Consider the following 18,760-nt stretch of genomic DNA (forward strand, 5'->3'; position numbering starts at 1 on the left):
TTTCGTGGAACAACTCCCCGCCGCGTCTCAGGCGTTTGCTGAGCCAACCGATGAAATTGATCTTCGCCGCGCATGGCAGACGATCGCGCGGAGCGCGTGGATCATTGTCGTCTGCGTTGGCTTGGCGGTGTCCGCGGCGGTGATCGCGGCGCGGCAGCTGGAGCCGAGTTATTCGGCGTCGGCGACGGTACGTGTGGAAGACAAGCGTAATTCGCAAGGCTCTGGCGGGCCGATGGCGATGTATTCGTTTGGCGGTGATAATCAAGCCACGCTCGCTATGGCTGGTGAAGTGATCACGAGCCGGACGTTGGCGGCCGAAGTGGTGGACTCGCTCGGGCTCCGGCTGTCAGTGGCTCAGCCGCAAACGCCGGTGCGGAGCCGGTACATTTTGTGGGCGAGACTCTCGTCGGACGCACCGTCGGTGCAGTACCGCGTGGTGCGGACTGCGGACGGGTCGGCCCGTGAAGTGCACGTGGTGCAGTCACAGGATTCGCTGTTGGGCACGTACCCAGATTCCCTGCCGGTCCGGATTATCGGTGGCGAGATTGGGCTGACGAGCGATGGCCGGATGCTGGACCACTTTTCGTTGAACGTGGACCCCCGGACGCAAATCGCGGAAGGGCTTCGCGGATTGATCGTCGTGGAGCCGACCAACAAGGACGCCAACGTCCTGCGCATTTCGTATAGCGGGAAAGATTCGGCGCTGGCGCGAACCATTCCCAACGTGGTGGCGCGTCGATTCGTGCACCGGAAAATGGAACTCGATCGCAGCGGTGCGCGCACCCAGGTGGATTATCTCACGCGCCAGCTGGCGACATTGACGGCTGATGTCGAAGACAAAGAAGCCCAGATGAAGGCCTACCTGGAGCGCCTCGGCATTACGGGCGTGCAACAGGAGCAGGCGGTGTTGTCGCAGGAGATGGTGCTCTTGCAGAACTCGATGCGCGAGATGGAGCGCGAACGAGAGAATCTGACGCGGGCGATGGAGCCGTTGCAGGATCCGGACACCCTCGCGGGACGCACGCAGTTCCTGCAGAAATTGCTGGCCACGCCCGATTTCGGGAAAGCCAGCATTGGTGGTGGCGAGACGCAACGCTACGAGGCATTGATGGCGCAGCGTTCGCAAGAGCTCACGCGCTACATGCCAAACAATCTGGTCGTTCGTAATCTGGACAAGCAGATTCGCGAGTCGCAGGACAATATTCGGCGTCGCGTCGTGACGTACCTCGCGAATATTGATGAACAGATGCGCGCGCTTCGTCCGCGTTTGGCACGGACCGAGGCAAAATTGCAGCAGGTGCCGGAACACCTGACCGAGTTCGGACGGCTCGAGCGTGACCGGCACATCGTTGAACAGATGATGACGCTGATGCAGGGGCGTCTGAAGGAAGCGGAAATCGCGACGGCCGTGCAGGATTCCACGGCGACGGTGCTCGACGAGGCGGTCAACCCGTCGCGTATTGGCGGCAGTTCGGAGACGTTGATCTTTGCGGTGGCGATCTTCAGCGGTCTGTTTGTTGGCGTGCTGGTAGCGTTTCTCCGCGACTGGCTTGATACCACAATTCGCTCGGAGACCGATCTGGCGAATATCGTGGGCGTGGCGGTGGTCGGCATCATTCCAAACTTGATGCAGCAGGCGCGAAGCGTTGGCTATCGATTGCCGTCGCCCAAGACCGGGGCCGACGAACCGAAGCCAGCGGCGGGGCGTGAATATCAAACGCCGGCCGCCGAGGCGTATCGTACGTTGCGTACGAATCTAAATTATTTGACACCGCCGCGGGCGCCGCGCGTGATTGTGGTCACCAGTGCGTTGCCGGGTGATGGAAAGACGACCACTGTGGTGAATCTCGCGGTGACGCTGGCGCACCAAGGGCAGCGCGTGATTCTGATTGACGCGGAAACGCGCCGAGGAACGGTGCACGATGTGTTCGGGATTCCGTCCGCTCCTGGTTTCTTTGACTTGATGTATGGGCAGGCGTCGCCGGGCGAGTGCATTCGTCGTGTGCAGATGGAAGGGGGCGGCACGATTGACGTATTGCCGCTGGGCAGCTCGCCGAGCGTGAACCCCGCCGATCTCTTGGTGGCTGGGCGCCTGCAGCCGTTGTTTGAGCGACTGCGTGGGCAGTACGACTTTGTGCTCATCGACACGCCGCCGCTGAATTTGTTCACGGATGGCGCGCTGATTGGCGCGCACGCCGACGCGTTGCTACTCGTCGCACGTGCGGACAAGACGGACAAGGACGAACTGCGCTATGCGGTGCAGCAGCTCCGCAATGTGCAGGTGACGCTGGCGGGGACGATTCTCAACGATGTCGAGTTCCGCCGCAGTTCGCGGTATCGGCTCGGCTACGGCTACTACTACGATTATGCCCGCTGATCATTTTCGGAATAGCGGCCGCGTGCCGCTCTCGGTCTCGGACCGCTCCCCTTCTGAACTCGTGCCGGATCTTCTCGACACGGGGGTCGAGCGCTTGCCGTCGAGCGGTCAGTTCAGTGCCGCGTCGATTTCGGGGCTCGTTTTGTTTGCGCTCGAATTATTCGCCGCGCCGCTGACGTTCGGCATTACGCTCGTGGTGTCGGTGCTGTTCTGGTGGATGCTCGATCAGCCATGGTCGGGTCGCCGGAAGCGGACGCGCCGGCGCGGGATCACCTCGCGGCTGTTGTACTTGAGCACGATGTTGCTGATCGGGATGTGGCTAACGGTCATGCTGATTTTCCGGGCGAGCGATCCGACGCTATCGTCCGGTTTCTCGGCGACGTTGCCCACGGCGATGTTCGGTGTGGATATTGGTGCGCTGTCGGCGCTCAATGGCATGCGGCAATACCGGGCGAGTACAGCACCAATCGATATGGGGCAGACGAGCGTTGCGCCCTTTAGTTTGTTTGCGCATGGCGCGGCGTCAACGATTGCCATCAGCCTCTTGGCGTATTCGGTGGTGCTGGGGCGTCGGCGCCTGCGCCGTCGATTGCGAGAGGTTGACCCCCGCAGTGGCCGTGGTGGCGGCGGTGCCTCGCGCCGCATCATTGATTCGTAGCGGCGCGCTGTCCTGATGAGCAGCGTGCGCGTGGAACCGTCCAGCCCAGCGGCAGCGACGTTTGTGGCGCCGTCGGTGGGACTGCGGCCGCGTGTGGCGCAGCGCCGTGCGTCGTTTACCAACGTGCTGATCGGTGGTTTTTCCCTGCTCACGCTCTTGCTCTTGTCCGGCGTTGGTGGCCGTCCGGCGGCAATCGTGTACGCGTTGGCAGCGGGGTTTGTGGCGCTGGTGCTCCATACGCGCGATCCGGTAGCGTATATGAGTTTCACGCTCTGGATGTGGTTTGTGTCGCCGTTTGTGCGGCGCGTGCTCGACATGCACCATGGGTGGAACCCGACCAGTCCGGCGCTCCTCGCCCCCCAGTTTGCCGCTGCCGTGGCGGTGATGACGTTGGCGCGTCGTGCCCGATCGCTACGAAATCCTCTGTTTGCGCCGTATCTGCTGGTGTTGGCGGCACTCGCGTATGGCTATTCGGTGGGAATCATTAATGCAGGGATTGTGCCCGCTACGTATGCGCTCGTGACGTGGCTCGCGCCGGCGTTCTTCGGTTTGTTTTTGGCGGTCGAGTGGCGGCGGTACCCCGCCATGCGCGAGGAGCTCTTGCACACCTTTCGTATTGCCCTGCCGCTCCTTGCCGCGTACGGCGTGTATCAGTTTGTTCGGCTGCCGCAATGGGATTCTGGCTGGATGCGGAACGCCGATTTGCGAAGCATCGGGCTGCCGTTGCCCTTTCTGGTGCGCGTGTTCGGGACGCTCAACACGCCTGGGCCGTTTGCGGCCGTGCTGCTGACGGGCGTGTTGATGATTCTGCCAACGAAAGGATGGTTTCGGTATGTGTCGGTGACGCTGTCGCTGCTCGCGCTGTTGTTAACGCGCACCCGGTCCGCTTGGGTGGCATTCATTGTCGGGTTGTTTGTGTCGCAGCTGTCGCAGCCCCTATCGCAAATGCCGAAGCGCACGATCACGCTTATTGCGGTGGCGTTGATGGCGCTTCCGTTGGCGACCATGCCGCAATTTCGGTCGTCGATTGCGTCGCGACTCAATACGTTTTCGAATCTGCGTGGTGACAACAGCTTTATGAAGCGCGTGGCGTTTTCGTCGGTGACGGCAAGCAATATTGTCGAATCGGCGGAGGGTGCCGGCCTCGGCTCCACCGGCGGCGCGACCAAGCTCTCGAATACGAAAGGCATGCGCTCCCTCGACAACGGATTTCTTGAAATCTTCTACGTGCTCGGCTGGCCGGGCGGCACGGCGTTTTTTCTCGGTATTGCCGGACTGCTCGTGCAGTCGGCGCGCTTTGCGGAGACGCGAGCCGACTCGTTTGCGGGGACGGCGCGCGCCACCGCGGTCGCGTTGCTCTCCATGATTCCCGTGGGAGACGTGTTCACGGGCGCGACCGGGCTGTTGCTCTGGGCGATGGTCGGCTTTGGGATTAGCGCGCACGCGTATCACACCACGACTGGGCTCGCAATCAAATCGCAGGCTCGTCGATTTGCCGAACGGCAGCGAGCGCGGGTGCCGGTCACTCGCGTTCCCTCTGTCATCTGACGGACGAAAAGGACACGCGACATGGAACAGATTGAACACATCGTCTCCAATGGTCAGCCACTGGCCTATATCATCCGCGCCTCGCTGGTACCGGAACGCACCACGTTTCTGACGCCGCCCGAGTTCAAGCAGCAGGTGGGCTATGTGGTGTATCCGGCGGGCGGCGAGATTCAACGGCACGTGCATTTGCCGCTCCAACGCCGGCTCGTGGGAACGTCTGAAGTGCTGATCGTGAAGCAGGGGCGTTGCGAGATGGACGTGTATAACGATGCGCGTGAATTGGTCGCCACGCGCGAGCTCGCGACGGGCGACGTGATGTTGATGGTGGGCGGCGGACACGGATTTCGGATGCTGGAACCGACGGTGCTGCTCGAAGTGAAGCAGGGTCCATATACTGGACTCGAAGAAAAAGAACGCTTCTAGTCATCTCGGACTGCATCATGATTCCCGTGAATGAGCCGGTGATCGGCGAGCGTGAACTTGCCAATGTGACGGAGTGCATCCGTACAGGCTGGATCTCTTCTGCTGGCCGGTTCATCGACGCCTTTGAGTCGGGCTGGTCCTCCTACTGCGACCGCGCGCACGGTGTGGCCGTCGCCAATGGAACGGTCGCCCTTCGATTGGCGGTGGCCGCCCTCGATCTACAGCCCGGTGACGAAGTGATCATGCCGACGTTCACGATCATTTCGTGCGCGGCGGCGGTGGTGGAGTGCGGCGGCGTGCCGGTGCTCGTGGATGCGGACCCTGAGACGTTCGGCATGAACGTCGCGCAGGTGGCGGCCAAGATTACGCCGCGGACGCGGGCGATTATGCCGGTGCATTTATATGGGCACCCGGTGGACATGGACCCGTTGCTCGCGCTCGCCGCGGAACATCGCCTTGCGGTGATCGAAGATGCGGCCGAGGCGCACGGCGCCGAGTACCTCACATCGTTTGGACGTTCCGCTCCGACCTGGCGTCGGTGCGGCAGCTTTGGCGATGCGAGTGTGTTCAGCTTTTACGCCAACAAGCTGATCACCACCGGCGAAGGTGGCATGTTGGTGACGGACAGCGACGCGATGGCCGCGCGCACCCGATCGCTCCGCAACCTCTGCTTTCAGCCCAAGCGTCGGTTCTATCACGAGGAACTCGGTTTCAATTTCCGACTCACCAACCTGCAGGCCGCCGTGGGCGTGGCGCAGTTGGAGCGGATGCCAGACGTCCTGAAGCAGAAACGATGGATGGGGCAGGCGTACGGGGAACGGCTCGCGGGGATTCCGGGGTTGCAGATTCCGATGACGAAACCCTGGGCGCGGCACGTCTTTTGGATGTACGGCCTCGTGGTGGACGAGAGCACCGGACTCAATGCGGTGACATTCGCCGAACGCTTGGCTGCCCAAGGGGTGGAAACGCGGCCGTTCTTCCTTGGAATGCACGAACAGCCCGTGCTGCAACAGCGTGGCCTATTTGGCGGCGAGCACTATCCCGTAGCGGAGCGATTGGCGCGGCAAGGGTTGTATCTCCCGTCTGGCGTCGCGCTGACGCCGACTCAACTGGACGCCGTGTGCGTGGCGGTGCGAGAGGTGCTTGGCGCATGACGGCTCCATTCGGTGCGGCCTATTCGGGCAGTTACGACGCGATCTACGGGGAAAAGGACTACGCGGCGGAGTGCACGCTGATTGAATCACTGCTCCGGTCGCACGCCGGCGGGCCGGTTGCGTCGATACTCGATCTCGGTTGTGGGACCGGAAATCATGCGATTCCGCTGGCGCAGCGCGGCTATGCGGTGACCGGTGTCGACCGATCGGAGGCGATGTTGGCGATTGCGCGTACGAAGGCCGCGACCGCCGGCGTTGCGCCAACGTTCGCCATAGCCGACGTGCGCACCGTGCAGCTGGGGCGCGAGTTTGACGCGGCGTTGATGATGTTCGCCGTACTCGGATATCAAATTGACAATGCCGATGTGCTCGCGACGTTGCGGGCCGTCCGTGCCCACCTTGCGGTGGGATCGCTGTTCATCTTTGATGTGTGGCACGGGCCAGCGGTGGTGCGCATCGGTCCATCACCTCGCGTGAAAGTGATCGAGGCCGGCGGCGATACGTTGTTGCGTGCGGCGGACGGCACGCTCGACAGTGCCCAACAGACCTGCTTGGTGAAGTACCAGCTCTGGCGTCTTCGCGGGTCTCAACTTGTGGACCGAAGCGAAGAAGCACATGTGATGCGGTACTTCTTTCTGCAGGAAATCAGGTTGTTCCTGCAGGTGGCCGGGTTTGAGTTGGTTGAGGCACGTACGCAGGAGAATGCCGCGGCCCCAACGGAAAACGACTGGAATATGGTGTGTGTCGCACGCGCCATACTGACGTGATGAGTCGCGAGGCGATCGAGCACAACCGCGTCGCGCACGATCAATACGCCGAGTCGTACGACAGCGGCCATCCCGAAATCTTTAATTCCGTGGAGCAGGAACGGCTCGCGGATGCACTCGCGCGTGCTGTTGGCGCTGTGGGTGCCACGCGCGACGGGGACGGTGCCATGCGCGCCCTCGACGTTGGAAGCGGTTCGGGGAATCTCACCAATCATCTCCTGCGCCTCGGCGCGCGTGTGACGGCAGCGGATCTCTCAACGAAACTGCTTGAGGTGACGCGCCGTCGGTTTGCCTCCACCGGCCGACTCGAAACGCAAGCGCTCAATGGGACCGATCTGCAACCGTTGCCAACTGAGTCGTTCGACCTCGTCGCCGCATACTCCGTGCTACACCACGTGCCGGATTATTTGACGCTGGTAGCGGAGATGGCGCGCGTGACGCGGCCGGGTGGCGTGGTGTATATCGATCACGAGCGGAACGATGCGTCGTGGACCAGTGAGAGTTATCGGAAATTTCAGGGGGAGGCGGTCGTGTGGCCGCCCCGTCGCTGGTACTACTGGTTGCAACCGAGCCGCTACTGGAACAGGATCAAGCCAAAGCTGCAGTGGCGGCTGTGGCAGGATCCGCGTTGGATGCCGGAGGGCGATCTTCACATCTGGCCGGACGATCATATTGAGTGGGCGCGCGTCGAGGAGGTGCTTGCCGCCTCTGGCTGTCGGCCGATGGTGAGCGAAGAGTACTTATTGTTTGAATCGCGGTATCAGCGGTCGGTATGGAATTCGTGGCGCACGCGCACGAGCGACATGCGTCTGCTCATTGCGCGAAAGGACGGCTGATGTCCTCGACCGCACGCCCGATCCGCGTTTTCTTTCCATGCACCGGACTCGGCCGCGTGGCGCGCGGATTCGAGACCTTCACGCGCGATTGTGCGGACGCCCTGCGCGGGCGCGACGATGTGGCGCTGACGGTGTTCGGTGGCGGCCAGGAGCTGACCGAAGGAGAGCGGCACATTGCCTCGTTGTCACGACGGGGCGCAGCGGCTGGCCTGTTGGGCAAGCTCTTGCATCGTGATCCGTACTTCGTGGAGCAAGCGAGCTTTGCGGCCGCATTTCTTCCTGCCCTGATTGCCGGTGATCCGGACGTGGTCTATTTCGCGGATCTCAACGTGGGGAATGCCTGTTGGCATTGGCGGCGGATCAGCGGTCAACGCTTTCGCTTGCTGTTTTACAACGGGGGCGCAACGACCAAGCCTTTCACGCGCTGTGATTTGGTGCAGCAGGTGAGTCCCGAGCACTATGACGCCGCGCTCGCTCGCGGAGAGTCGGCGGAGCGGCAAGTGCTGCTGCCGCACGGGCTGCAGGTGTCCGCACAGTTTACACCGGTGACGAATGACGAACGTCGCGCCACGCGCGCGGCACTTGGTGTGCCCCTTGAAGGGCCCTTGGTGCTGAGTGTCGGTATGCTCGACCAGCAGGTGAAGCGCATGGATCTCGTGATCCGTGAGACCGCCGCATTGACCAGCGTGCGACCCCATCTGCTGTTGCTGGGCGAGGAGACGCCGGAAACGCCAACTGTTCGCGCACTGGCCGAACGTGAACTGGGCGCGGGGCGCTACACCATGCGCACTGTCCATCGGACGCTGGCGATGGCGGCGTATCGTGCGGCGGATACCTTTGTGCTGGCGTCGCCACGCGAAGGATTCGGTCTCGCATACTTGGAAGCGCTTATGAGCGGTGTGCCATGCGTCGTGCAGGATACGCCGACCACCGCGTATGTATACGGCGCCTTTGGTCACCGCGCGGATCTGTCAGTGCCGGGCGTGCTCGCCGGGCACCTCGAGCCGTTGCTTGCAACGCCGCCCGAGCTTGCCGTGTCCGTTGCGCAGCACGCCTGGGTGCGTGACCGATTTGGATGGGCCAACCTGGCGCCGCGTTACGCCGCGATGCTGCACGCCTGCGCCGAGGGGCGGCGCCCCGTAGTGTTACCGACCGACTAAGCGTGCGGCGCTTGGCGCACGCCGCGTTCCACCGCGGAGAGTAGCGCTGGCGCGAATCCGTTGAGGTCGAGGTGGCTGCTGAAGAAGTCCACACATCGACGTGAGTATGCGTCGCGCGAAAACGCGATGAGGAACGGCGCAATATCGCTGACGTTCGTAATGACGAACCCGAGGTTGTACCGTCGCACAAGGTCGCTCAGTTCGCCCACCTCGTTAACGAGCACCGGTAGGCCGTGCTGCAGATAGGTGCTGATTTTCCCAGAGGCGAGGCCGATGTGCTGCAGATTCTTCCCCGTGTAGCGACTCTGAAAATCTGGTGTGTAGAGCGCGATGCCCAGATCCGCGCTCCGGAGGAGCTGGCCAATATCGCGTACGTCAGGAATGTCCCAGTTCGACACGTAGACACGCGCGTTGCCGGCACGTTTTTGAAAATCCGCAGCGCTCGCCGCGGCGTACCGATCGTGCAGCACCAAAACCCAATCACTGGGCCAATCTCCAACGCTGGCGGCCAGTGGCCCGATGCCCGACCAGTGTTCGATGGACCCAGAGACCAGCGCGATCTTCTTACTCCGATCAATCCCTAGGCGATCGTGCAGGAGAAAGGTGCGATCGCCATCCTTCGCAGTGCGGCCAGCAACGGGTACGCAGAGGATCTTCTCAACGGGAATGTTGTTTTCGCGTGCAAGGAATCCGGCGCGCACGGCGTCTTGGCAGATGGCAAACTGGAGGGTGCGCGCCGCTTCACGCTCCACGTCTTTGAATCCCGGGCTGCACTCATCGGCAAAAAAGATTTCGTAGGAAATCAGCGCGGTGGGGATGCCGAGTAATCGGCCAATGGCCGAGGCCTCCACGAGGCCGTAGCGATCGACGCCGATCACGAGCGCGTAGCGCTGGAAGAGAATCTTGGGATCGCACAGTAGCGCGACGAGTCCGGTGAGTAGATGGAAACGGAATCGGTCAATGAGCCGCGGTTGCCGTCTGGAGAACGGGCCCAATTCAAAGCGAAGCCGCACGTGGTCGCAGGGCGCCGTCTGGCTGATGGGCATGCGTGGGCACTTCACATCAACGGAATAACCCGCCTCGACGAGCAGCTCGACAATCCCCGTCAGATTGGGATTGTTGTTGAGATTGCCCTCGGGGTGGATGATCAGCACGCGTGGACGCATGGTGGTCAGCCGGTCACGTCCCACGAGTGGTCGACGAGGAAATACCTCGGTGCTTCTGGGTTGGTGCGCCCCGTGCCATAGAAGTCGCCCGGCTCCACATTCATCGCGCCCGCATGCCACACGAAATCCGCGATGTCGCCGTTCACCGTGCTGAACAGCGAGACGCGGTAGGTGCCGGGTTCAAAGGGCAGTCGTGGGATGCTGCACGTAAAGACGCCGGATCCGGGGACGCTGGCAAAATCGCCGCGCTGCGCGTCGCTCGAGAGCTCGCAGAGCTGCTCGTCCACGAATCCGTGGATCACGACGTCGATGTGCACATTCTGCAGGGCGCTGGCTTCGGCGTGGTACCGAACCTCAATGCGCACGCTGTCGCCCGAGCGGATCAATCCGCCGCCGCTGGCCGCATTCACGACCGCAAACGATTCAAAGCGGAGCGCTCCGTTCCCCGTGCGATCCGTGCGATTCTGCAACGGAATCTCACCGATCGTTTCGATGGAGCGCAGATACTGCTGCACCACGGCTCCCGCTGGCCCGTCGGCGGAGACCTGCCCGCCTTCAAGGAGAATGCCGCGCGCACAAAGCGCCGTGACGGCGACCATGTTGTGGCTCACAAACAAGACGGCGCGCCCTTCTTCTCGCGCCACTTCGCCCATCTTGCCAAGGCATTTGCGTTGGAACGCAGCGTCGCCGACGGCGAGCACTTCGTCCACCACAAGAATTTCTGGATTGAGATGCGCGGCCACCGCAAAGGCGAGGCGCACGTACATCCCGCTGCTGTAGCGCTTGACCGGCGTGTCGAGAAAGCGCTCGATCTCGGCGAACTCCACAATCTCGTCGAAACGCTGCTGAATTTCGTGACGGCGCATGCCGAGGATGGTGCCATTGAGAAATATATTCTCGCGGCCGGTGAGCTCTGGATGAAACCCAGTGCCTACCTCGAGCAGGCTCCCGATACGACCATACAAACGTATTTCACCTTCCGTGGGCCAGGTGATGCGCGAGAGCAGCTTGAGCAAGGTGCTCTTGCCCGCGCCGTTGCGGCCAATGATGCCGACCGTTTCGCCGCGCTGAATGTTGAACGACACATCCCGGAGTGCCCACAATAGGTCGGTCGCGTCCTTTGAACTACCGGACACCTTATTGATGAGTGCTTCGCGTATGGTCGTCGCCCCAGTATCCATGCCGAGGCGGTACGCCTTGGAAAGGCCGGCAACGGCAATCGCGAGTTCGCTCGGCGCGTTAGATGACATCGGCCAGCCGGCGCTCAAAACGCGCGAAGAATACACAGCCCACGGTGAGCGCCACGAGGACGCCAACCACGGACATCATCACCGACAACGATGTCGGAGGAGCCGTGCCAGCTACCGACCAGCGAAAGCCGTCGAGCATACCCGCGAGTGGGTTCAGCACAAAGAGTGCGCGAAAGCGTTCGGGTACGGCGGCCGTGCCGTATGCCACGGGACTCGCATAGAGTAACAACTGGACGAGCACCGGGAGCGCGTACTGTAAATCGCGGTACCGCACCGACAGCGCCGCCGAGAGAGTGCCGATGCCGAGTCCGGTGAGGAGGAGCAGGGCGACCCACACGGGTAGTAGCAACAATGGCCAGCTGAGCGGAACGTGGTAGATCACCATCAAGACAACGAGCGAGCCCATGCCGACCAGGAAATCCATGGTCGTGCTCCAGAGCGCGGACAACGGAAGCACGAGGCGCGGAAAGTACACTTTAGTGACCAAGCTACTTTGGGCGAGTAGCGATCCACTGCTCCGGACGAGCGCATTCTGGAATGCGGTCCAGGCGATAAAGCCCGCATAGGCAAAGAGGAAATACGGAATGCCGTCGCTGGGAAGCTTGGCCACTTTACCGAAGACGACCGTGAAGAGCCCACCGGCGATCAGCGGTTGCAGGACCACCCACACGACGCCGAGGAGCGTCTGGCGGTAGCGTAGCGTGACATCGCGCCGGCCAAGAGCCGCGGCGAGGTCGCGAAAGCGCCACACTTCCACAAAGTCGGGGAAGCGGTGAGTCCCGACGGGCCGGATGACCTCGAGGGGTTCGCTCACGCTCGACGGGGGGTTGATCGCTGGACGTCCATATCCTGTGGATTCTACCCCACGCGCCCTCGTAAGGAAGGGCTCGCCGCTTGGCTCGGGCCCGCTCCTCGGTGCATACTGTGGCTGTGCCAACCGTCTCGGTTCTTGTGCCCACCTGGCGCCGTCCAGAATCGCTCGCGCGGTGCCTGCGGGCGCTTGCCGCTCAGAGCCAGCCGCCGGTGGAGATTGTGGTGGGGTGGAGGGCCGACGACTCGGAAACGGCGCTGGCGTTGGCCACCCTCACCCTAGAGCTGGGCGTCCCCGTCCGTCAGGCGATGACCGCCGAACCCGGGGTGGTGGCGGCCATGAATGCCGCGCTGGAGCTCTGCACGGGGACCGTGATTGCGCTTACCGACGACGATGCCGAGCCCCGTCCTGATTGGCTGGAGCGCCTTGGACGCTGCTTTGACGACCCCGCCGTGGGCGGGGCCGGGGGGCGGGACTGGCAGCCAACGGAACGGGGCTCCCGCGAGGAGGTGGGGCGGATCCAGTGGTTTGGTCGCGTGATTGGCCATCATCACTTGGGGGTGGGGCCGGCGAGGCCGGTGGATGTGCTGAAAGGGGTCAATGCGGCTTTTCGGGCACCACTACTGCGGACGCTGCGATTCGACAGCCGATTGCAGGGGGCGGGGGCGCAGATGTTCTGGGAGTTGGCGCTCTGCCTGCCGCTACGCCGTGCCGGGTGGACGCTCGTATACGATCCAGCGATTGCCGTGGAGCATCACATTGAGCCGCGGCACGATGCGGACCAGCGGCATCGCGGCACCTTCGTGCCCGAACCGCAGGTGCAGGCGGTGCACAACGAGACGTTGATTCTCCTCGAGCATCAGCGGGGGTTCCGCCGTTTGGCGTTCATAGCATGGGCCCTGCTGGTCGGGACTCGCATGGAGCCTGGGCTGGCGCAGATACCGCGGCTCTGGCTGATGGGGGATGCCCTTGCCGTGGCGCGCTGGCGCTGGACGCTGGTAGGCCGCGTCCGAGGATGGAAATCGTGGTGCGGGTCCGGAGGGGATCCGGCTCGGAGTGTTCCGCGTCCGACGGTGTGACGACGCGGGTGCGTGCCGCTGCGGCGTGCCCTAACTTTCGGGAGTCAACAGCGGGGGCACGGCGCCGTGTGGCGGCGGTTCCCGAGGGATGACATGTGCGGCGTGCGTCCCCCCAACACTTTTTCCGCCGCGTCGCGGGTGAGGCTCTCGTGACACCGTTCTCGCTGGCCTTTGTGGCTCACGATGTGCATCGGCAGGGCGGCATGGAGCGCGCCGCCGCCGAGGTGCTGTCGCGTTTGGCCACGCGTATATCAGTGACGGTGATCGCGCGCTCCTGTGCACTGGGCGACGCGCCCGTCCGTTGGATTCCGGTGACGGGCCCCACGCGTCCCGCACCGTTGCGCACGTGGGCGTTTGCACGCGCCGCGCGGGCGGCGGAGCGGCGTGCGGGATGCACCATCACCAATAGCATTGGCGCGGCCGCGATCGATGCGGAGGTGATTACGGCGCAGTTCTGTCACGCGGCATTCACCAAACGATTTGGCGGATTGCGGGGCGGCTCAGGTGTGCGTGCGCTGTATCAGCGCTTTGCGCAGTCGCGGTTCGTGGCGGAAGAACGGGTGGCGTATGGGTCGCGACGCTTGCGGCAGGTGATTGCGGTGTCGCGCGGCACGGCGCGCGAACTGCAGGAATCGTACGGGGTGCCGGAGTCGCGCATCACCGTGGTACCAAACGGTGTGGACCGCGCGGTGTTTCGCCCGGCGGCCGACGCGGCGGCGCGTCTGGCCCTGCGAGCGCAACTCGGCTTGCCGCGCGATGCCTTCTTAGCGTTGCTCGTGGGCGGCGACTGGGAGCGCAAAGGGGTGCGCGACGCGATCGATGCGATTGCTGGGATTGCTGACGGACATCTCGTGGTGCTGGGTCGCGGCGACGTGGCCGCGATGCAAGCGCATGTCTCGCGTGCCGGCGCCGCTGGGCGCGTGACATTCGCGCCGCCGAGCCAGACGCCCGAGGCGTACTACGCGGCGTGTGATGCCTTTTGTTTTCCTTCGCGCTACGAGGCGTTTTCGCTGGTGACGCTCGAGGCCGCGGCGTCGGGTTTGCCGATTGTAGCGCACGCGATCAACGGCACCGAAGAGTTGGTGCGTGACGGCGAAAATGGGTGGCTCGTGCCCTTTGGCGCGGAGGCGCTGCGCGAAAAACTCCTATTGCTCCGCGACGATCGTGCGCTGCGTGAGCGTTTGTCGGCGGGGGCGGTGGCGTCGTCCGCACGCTACGACTGGAGCCGGATTGCCGACGAGCAGTATGCGGTGTTGGCCGCGGCGGCGGCCGAACGGAGTCACGGGTAGATGTGCGGCATCATCGGCGTCGTGAAGGAAGGAGCGGCCGCCTCGCGCGACCGACTCGTGGCGGCGCGCGAACTGATGTGGCACCGCGGCCCGGATGACGCGGGCGTGTGGGCCGGCGAGCATGCCTGCGTCGGTGCGCGACGGTTGTCGATTATCGATCTCTCCAAGACAGGGCACCAACCGTTGGTCAGTTCGGACGCCAAGCGCGTCTTGGTGTTCAATGGCGAGATCTACAACTACCGCGCGCTCCGCAAGGAACTGGAAGGAGATTTTGTTTTTCAGTCGCACACGGATTCCGAAGTTGTGCTCCACGGCTATCGGAAATGGGGCGGTACTGGACTCGTGCAGCGGCTCGATGGCATGTTCGCATTTTCGTTGTGGGACGAAGACACGCGCACGCTCTTTGCGGCGCGCGACCGCGCGGGGAAGAAGCCGTTTTACTATCGGCATGAAGACCGCCAGTTTCATTTTGCGTCCACGTTGAATGCACTCCTGGCATTTTTGCCCGGTACGCCGCCCGTGGACCCGATGGCCGTTGACGCATTCCTTGTGTACCAGGCCGTGCCGTCGCCCTTGAGCATTTTTCGTGGCGTTCGCCAGTTACGGCCGGCGCACCATCTGACATTCCACGCGAACACCGGTGCGTGTCAGGAAGAGCGGTACTGGCAGCTCTCGTACGCGACCAAGACCGATGAATCGGAAGCGGAAGTGCTCGAGCACATTGAACGGTTGGCGCGCGCGGCGGTCACCAAGCGTTTGGAAAGCGACGTGCCGGTGGGGCTGTTCCTTTCGGGCGGCGTGGATTCCTCGCTCGTGGCGGCGTTGGCGTCGCAGGAAAGTACCAAGCCCATCGAAGCCATGACGCTCGGGTTCGAAGAACCAGCGTTCGACGAACGACAGTACGCGCGCGCCGTGACGCAGCACCTGAAGATGCCGCTTCACGAAGAGACGCTGCGCCCGGCGCTGGTGGCCGACTTGCCGTCGATCGTCTGGCATTACGGGCAACCCGTGGCTGACGTGTCGATTGTGCCGAACCACTATCTGGCGCGCGCGGCGCGACGGTGGATGACCGTGGCCCTGAACGGCGATGGTGGCGACGAACTATTTGGCGGCTATGCGCGGCCGATGCTCGCGCGTGTTACGGCGCCGTACCGGCGTGCGATACCGGAGCTAATGCGAAATGCCCTGGGCGGACTCTTCGCCCAGACATCCGACGGCCCGCTGCGGCGCTTTGGGTTGCTGGCACGCGCCGGCGCCGGCAGCGCCGCTGACGCCTTTACGTATGATCGCGCCTTCCGGCCGTTCCGCGCTGAAGCGTATTCCGAAGTGCTCAAGAATCTCGTGGGCAACACGCATCCGGATGCGCTGTATCGGACGGTGTGGAATGAAGCCGACGGGCTGGACGATGTGGACCGTGCGCTCTATGGAGATTTTAATACCTATCTCCCCGATCAGTTGCTCGCGAAAGCGGATCGTGCGTCGATGGCGCATAGTCTCGAAGCGCGATCGCCGCTGCTGGATCGTGAGTTGATTGAGTATGCGGCGACCATCCCCACGGCGCTCCGCCTGCGGCATTTTCAAACGAAGTATCTGCTCAAAAAACTCGCGGGACGTTTCGTTCCGCCCGAGGTGCTCTTCCGCCGCAAACGCGGATTCGTCATGCCCGCCGCCCGTTGGCTGCGCGGCGAACTCGCCCCGTTCGTACGCGCGGCACTCGACAACCGCACGTTCTTTGATCGCGGGTGGGTGCGGCCGGAGTTCGTGCGCCGCATCCTCGCCGAACACTTTACGGGCGTGCGCGACTGGGGTGAGCAGATATGGACGTTGCTCGTACTCGAAGTGTGGGCGCGCCTCGTCCTCGATCGCACGCTCGATCGTGACGCGCGCATGGATGATTTCCTGCGAAAGCCGGAGCGCGCGCGCCGGACGACGCTTCGCACGCTACAGCTCGGTATGGAATGGTTCGCTGAGAAGCCCGGCGGTTTGAATCGCGTGTACTTCGAGTTGATGCGGCACCTCCCAGACGCCGGCGTGGATGTGCACGGCCTTGTGGCGGGCACCTCGCAAGTGACGGTGGACGCTCGCGGAATGATTGAAGGATTCGCGCCGCACTCCGAGCGACTCTTACCCCGCCTGCTTGCGGTGCGCCGAAAAGCGGGGCCGCTGCTTCGCTCTGATCCCGGTGTGCTGGTGGTGAGTCATTTTGCGCTCTACACGGCGCCACTCCTCGACGAACTCGCCGACCATCCACTGGTCGTGCACTTTCAGGGCCCGTGGGGACTTGAAGGGCGAGCGGAACGTCAGTCGAAGTTCACCGAGATGGCCAAGTCCGCCGTCGAGCGGGCGGTGTATTCGCGCGCGAAAGCCTTCATCGTGCTCTCGACGCCCTTTGGCCGGATTCTCGAGTCGCGCTTCGGCATTCCACGCGAGCGCATTCATGTGATTCCCGGTGGTGTGGATGTGCCACGCTTTGCGATTCAGGATTCTCCTGAGGAGTGCCGCCTGCGACTGGACTGGCCCACGGATCGGCCAATTGTCCTCGCCGTACGGCGCCTCATGCGCCGCATGGGGCTCGACGACCTCATTGCCGCCGTGCCGAAGCTGCGCGAGACCATTCCGAATGTGTTGGTGCTGATTGCGGGACGCGGACCGATTGCCGGCGAGTTGCAGGCGCGCATTGATGCCGCTGGGCTCGCGGATCACGTGCGCCTGCTGGGGTTTGTGCCCGATGCGCTGTTGCCGCAGGCGTACCGCGCCGCCACGATCACGATCGTGCCGACGGTGGAACTCGAAGGATTCGGATTGATCGTCGCGGAATCGCTGGCCGCCGGCACACCCGCGATGGTCACTCCCGTCGGCGGATTGCCGGAAGCGGTATCGGGACTCTCGCCGAGCTTGGTGTTGCCGAGCACCGGCGCTGAAGCGATTGCCGCCGGGCTCGCGAACGCGCTGAGCGGTAAACTGGTGCTCCCAGATGCGCGCACCTGTACTGAGTACGCGCGCCGCCACTATGACTGGCCGGTGATCGCGGAACGCACGCGACTCGTGTACGAAGAGGCCATGCGATGAGCGCGCCGCGCCGATTCGTGTTTGTCGATCACGCTGGCGTCTTGGGTGGTGCAGAGTTGTCGTTGCTCGACCTGGCTACGGCGCTCGGCAGTCGGGCGCGGGTGGCGTTGTTGGCTGACGGTCCGTTTGCCGATCGGCTGCGCGCGCGTGGCGTACGCGTGACGACGACGTCGATGGGCGCGCTGGCCGAGGTGCGCAAGGATACGCGGCTTCCGTCGCTCGGGGCTGTCGCCGCCGCCTGGCGTGCGGCCGGCGCATTAGGTGTGACGGTGGACCCATCGGAACTGCTCTGCGCAAATTCGCAGAAAGCGTTCGTCGTCAGTGCGCTGGCTGGCTGGCGCGCGGGGCGACCCGTGGCGTGGATGCTGCGGGACATTCTGGCGCCACCGCATTTTAGCAGGGCAAACATCCGGGCCGTGATCACGCTCGCGAACTGGCGCGCCTGTTGTGTGGTGGCCAACTCGCAGGCGACCGCCGACGCCTTCGTGGCCGCCGGTGGGCGCCGCTCGCTCGTGCGGGTGGTGCACAACGGCATTGATGCGGCGCCATTTGATGCGGTGACGGAGGCTGATGGTCGCGCGGTGCGTCTGGCGTTGCACATTCCCGACGACGCCTTCACCGTGGCAATGCCGGGGCGCTTTCACGCGTGGAAAGGGCAGCACGTGCTGCTGGATGCGCTCGCGCAGTTGCCCAGCGTGCACGCCATCATTGCGGGCGCGCCACTCTTCGGCGAGCACGCGTTCGCCGATGAACTGCGCGCGCGCGCCGCTCGACTGGGCGTGATGGATCGCGTGCACTTCACCGGGTTTCGCGACGACGTGCCCGCGTTGCTGACGGCCGCCGATGTGGTGGTGCATGCCTCGACGCTGCCGGAACCATTCGGCCGCGTGGTGGTGGAGGGAATGCTGGCACACCGACCGGTGGTGGCGAGCAATGCGGGCGGTGTTCCCGAACTCATCGTGGACGGCGAGTCCGGCGTGTTAGTTCCCCCCGGTGACGCGGCCGCGCTCGCGGCGGCCATCGCGGCGCTGCGTGATGACGCGCCGCGCGCTGCGCGCATTGCGGCGGCAGGGGCTCGGCGCGCGCGGACGCTGTTCACCGTTGGCGCGATGGCTCGCGGAATTGAAGAGGCGCTGGCAGCCTGTTGAGCCGCCAGCGCCGAGAACCAGCCCC

15 protein-coding genes and 1 pseudogene are annotated in these 18,760 nt (G+C 63.7%); 13 read left to right on the forward strand and 3 right to left on the reverse strand.

The annotated features are described in order from the left end of the window. Positions 1 to 4 precede the first annotated feature (4 nt). The 8 genes from NTZ43_10090 (at position 5) to NTZ43_10125 (ending at position 8,923) form a co-directional block, all read left to right on the forward strand. Positions 5 to 2,377: a polysaccharide biosynthesis tyrosine autokinase gene (locus tag NTZ43_10090; GenBank protein ID MCX5767557.1), complete on the forward strand. Its 2,373-nt coding sequence runs from the start codon at positions 5 to 7 to the stop codon at positions 2,375 to 2,377. Between the two features lie 61 nt (positions 2,378 to 2,438). Further along, entirely contained in the window at positions 2,439 to 3,035 is a 597-nt protein-coding gene (locus tag NTZ43_10095) for a hypothetical protein (GenBank protein MCX5767558.1), read from the forward strand. A 15-nt stretch (positions 3,036 to 3,050) separates the two neighbouring features. After that, positions 3,051 to 4,583 carry an O-antigen ligase family protein gene (locus NTZ43_10100; protein MCX5767559.1) on the forward strand — a complete coding sequence of 511 codons (1,533 nt, stop codon included), beginning with the start codon at positions 3,051 to 3,053 and terminating at the stop codon, positions 4,581 to 4,583. A gap of 21 nt (positions 4,584 to 4,604) precedes the next feature. Further along, a complete protein-coding gene (locus tag NTZ43_10105) occupies positions 4,605 to 5,006 on the forward strand; it encodes a hypothetical protein (protein MCX5767560.1) in 402 nt (133 codons plus the stop codon). Between the two features lie 17 nt (positions 5,007 to 5,023). After that, positions 5,024 to 6,160: a DegT/DnrJ/EryC1/StrS family aminotransferase gene (locus tag NTZ43_10110; GenBank protein ID MCX5767561.1), complete on the forward strand. Its 1,137-nt coding sequence runs from the start codon at positions 5,024 to 5,026 to the stop codon at positions 6,158 to 6,160. Continuing rightward, positions 6,157 to 6,927, forward strand: coding sequence for a class I SAM-dependent methyltransferase (locus NTZ43_10115; protein ID MCX5767562.1), 771 nt, complete (start codon positions 6,157 to 6,159; stop codon positions 6,925 to 6,927). The genes NTZ43_10110 and NTZ43_10115 overlap by 4 nt, the downstream gene beginning before the upstream one ends. Then, positions 6,927 to 7,763, forward strand: a complete 837-nt coding sequence (locus NTZ43_10120; protein MCX5767563.1) for a class I SAM-dependent methyltransferase — start codon at positions 6,927 to 6,929, stop codon at positions 7,761 to 7,763. The genes NTZ43_10115 and NTZ43_10120 overlap by 1 nt, the downstream gene beginning before the upstream one ends. Then, positions 7,763 to 8,923: a glycosyltransferase family 4 protein gene (locus NTZ43_10125; protein MCX5767564.1), complete on the forward strand. Its 1,161-nt coding sequence runs from the start codon at positions 7,763 to 7,765 to the stop codon at positions 8,921 to 8,923. Before NTZ43_10120 ends, NTZ43_10125 begins: the two co-directional genes overlap by 1 nt. Here NTZ43_10125 and NTZ43_10130 read toward each other — a convergent pair. Genes NTZ43_10130 through NTZ43_10140 form a run of 3 tightly spaced genes read right to left on the reverse strand, consistent with a single transcriptional unit; the run spans position 8,920 to position 12,153 of the window. Continuing rightward, entirely contained in the window at positions 8,920 to 10,089 is a 1,170-nt protein-coding gene (locus NTZ43_10130) for a hypothetical protein (GenBank protein ID MCX5767565.1), read from the reverse strand. The two genes, NTZ43_10125 and NTZ43_10130, sit on opposite strands and share 4 nt — an antisense overlap. 5 nt (positions 10,090 to 10,094) lie before the next feature. Next, the gene (locus NTZ43_10135; protein MCX5767566.1) at positions 10,095 to 11,339 is read right to left on the reverse strand and encodes an ABC transporter ATP-binding protein; all 1,245 of its coding nucleotides are present in this window, start codon (positions 11,337 to 11,339) and stop codon (positions 10,095 to 10,097) included. After that, positions 11,329 to 12,153: an ABC transporter permease gene (locus NTZ43_10140; GenBank protein ID MCX5767567.1), complete on the reverse strand. Its 825-nt coding sequence runs from the start codon at positions 12,151 to 12,153 to the stop codon at positions 11,329 to 11,331. Before NTZ43_10140 ends, NTZ43_10135 begins: the two co-directional genes overlap by 11 nt. A gap of 110 nt (positions 12,154 to 12,263) precedes the next feature. Here NTZ43_10140 and NTZ43_10145 point away from each other — a divergent pair, with 110 nt between their 5' ends. From NTZ43_10145 to NTZ43_10165, 5 genes and pseudogenes are all read left to right on the forward strand, one after another. Then, positions 12,264 to 13,229, forward strand: coding sequence for a glycosyltransferase (locus tag NTZ43_10145; protein ID MCX5767568.1), 966 nt, complete (start codon positions 12,264 to 12,266; stop codon positions 13,227 to 13,229). 149 nt (positions 13,230 to 13,378) lie between these two features. Next, positions 13,379 to 14,518 carry a glycosyltransferase family 4 protein gene (locus NTZ43_10150; protein MCX5767569.1) on the forward strand — a complete coding sequence of 380 codons (1,140 nt, stop codon included), beginning with the start codon at positions 13,379 to 13,381 and terminating at the stop codon, positions 14,516 to 14,518. After that, positions 14,519 to 16,357 (forward strand): annotated as a pseudogene (gene asnB / locus NTZ43_10155) (asparagine synthase (glutamine-hydrolyzing)). It begins immediately after the preceding gene. A 48-nt stretch (positions 16,358 to 16,405) separates the two neighbouring features. Next, positions 16,406 to 17,587: a glycosyltransferase family 4 protein gene (locus tag NTZ43_10160; protein ID MCX5767570.1), complete on the forward strand. Its 1,182-nt coding sequence runs from the start codon at positions 16,406 to 16,408 to the stop codon at positions 17,585 to 17,587. Further along, positions 17,584 to 18,735: a glycosyltransferase gene (locus NTZ43_10165; protein MCX5767571.1), complete on the forward strand. Its 1,152-nt coding sequence runs from the start codon at positions 17,584 to 17,586 to the stop codon at positions 18,733 to 18,735. The genes NTZ43_10160 and NTZ43_10165 overlap by 4 nt, the downstream gene beginning before the upstream one ends. The last annotated feature ends 25 nt before the right edge of the window (positions 18,736 to 18,760 follow it).

Source organism: Gemmatimonadota bacterium, from assembly GCA_026387915.1.
Classification (GTDB): Bacteria; Gemmatimonadota; Gemmatimonadetes; order Gemmatimonadales; family Gemmatimonadaceae; genus Fen-1231.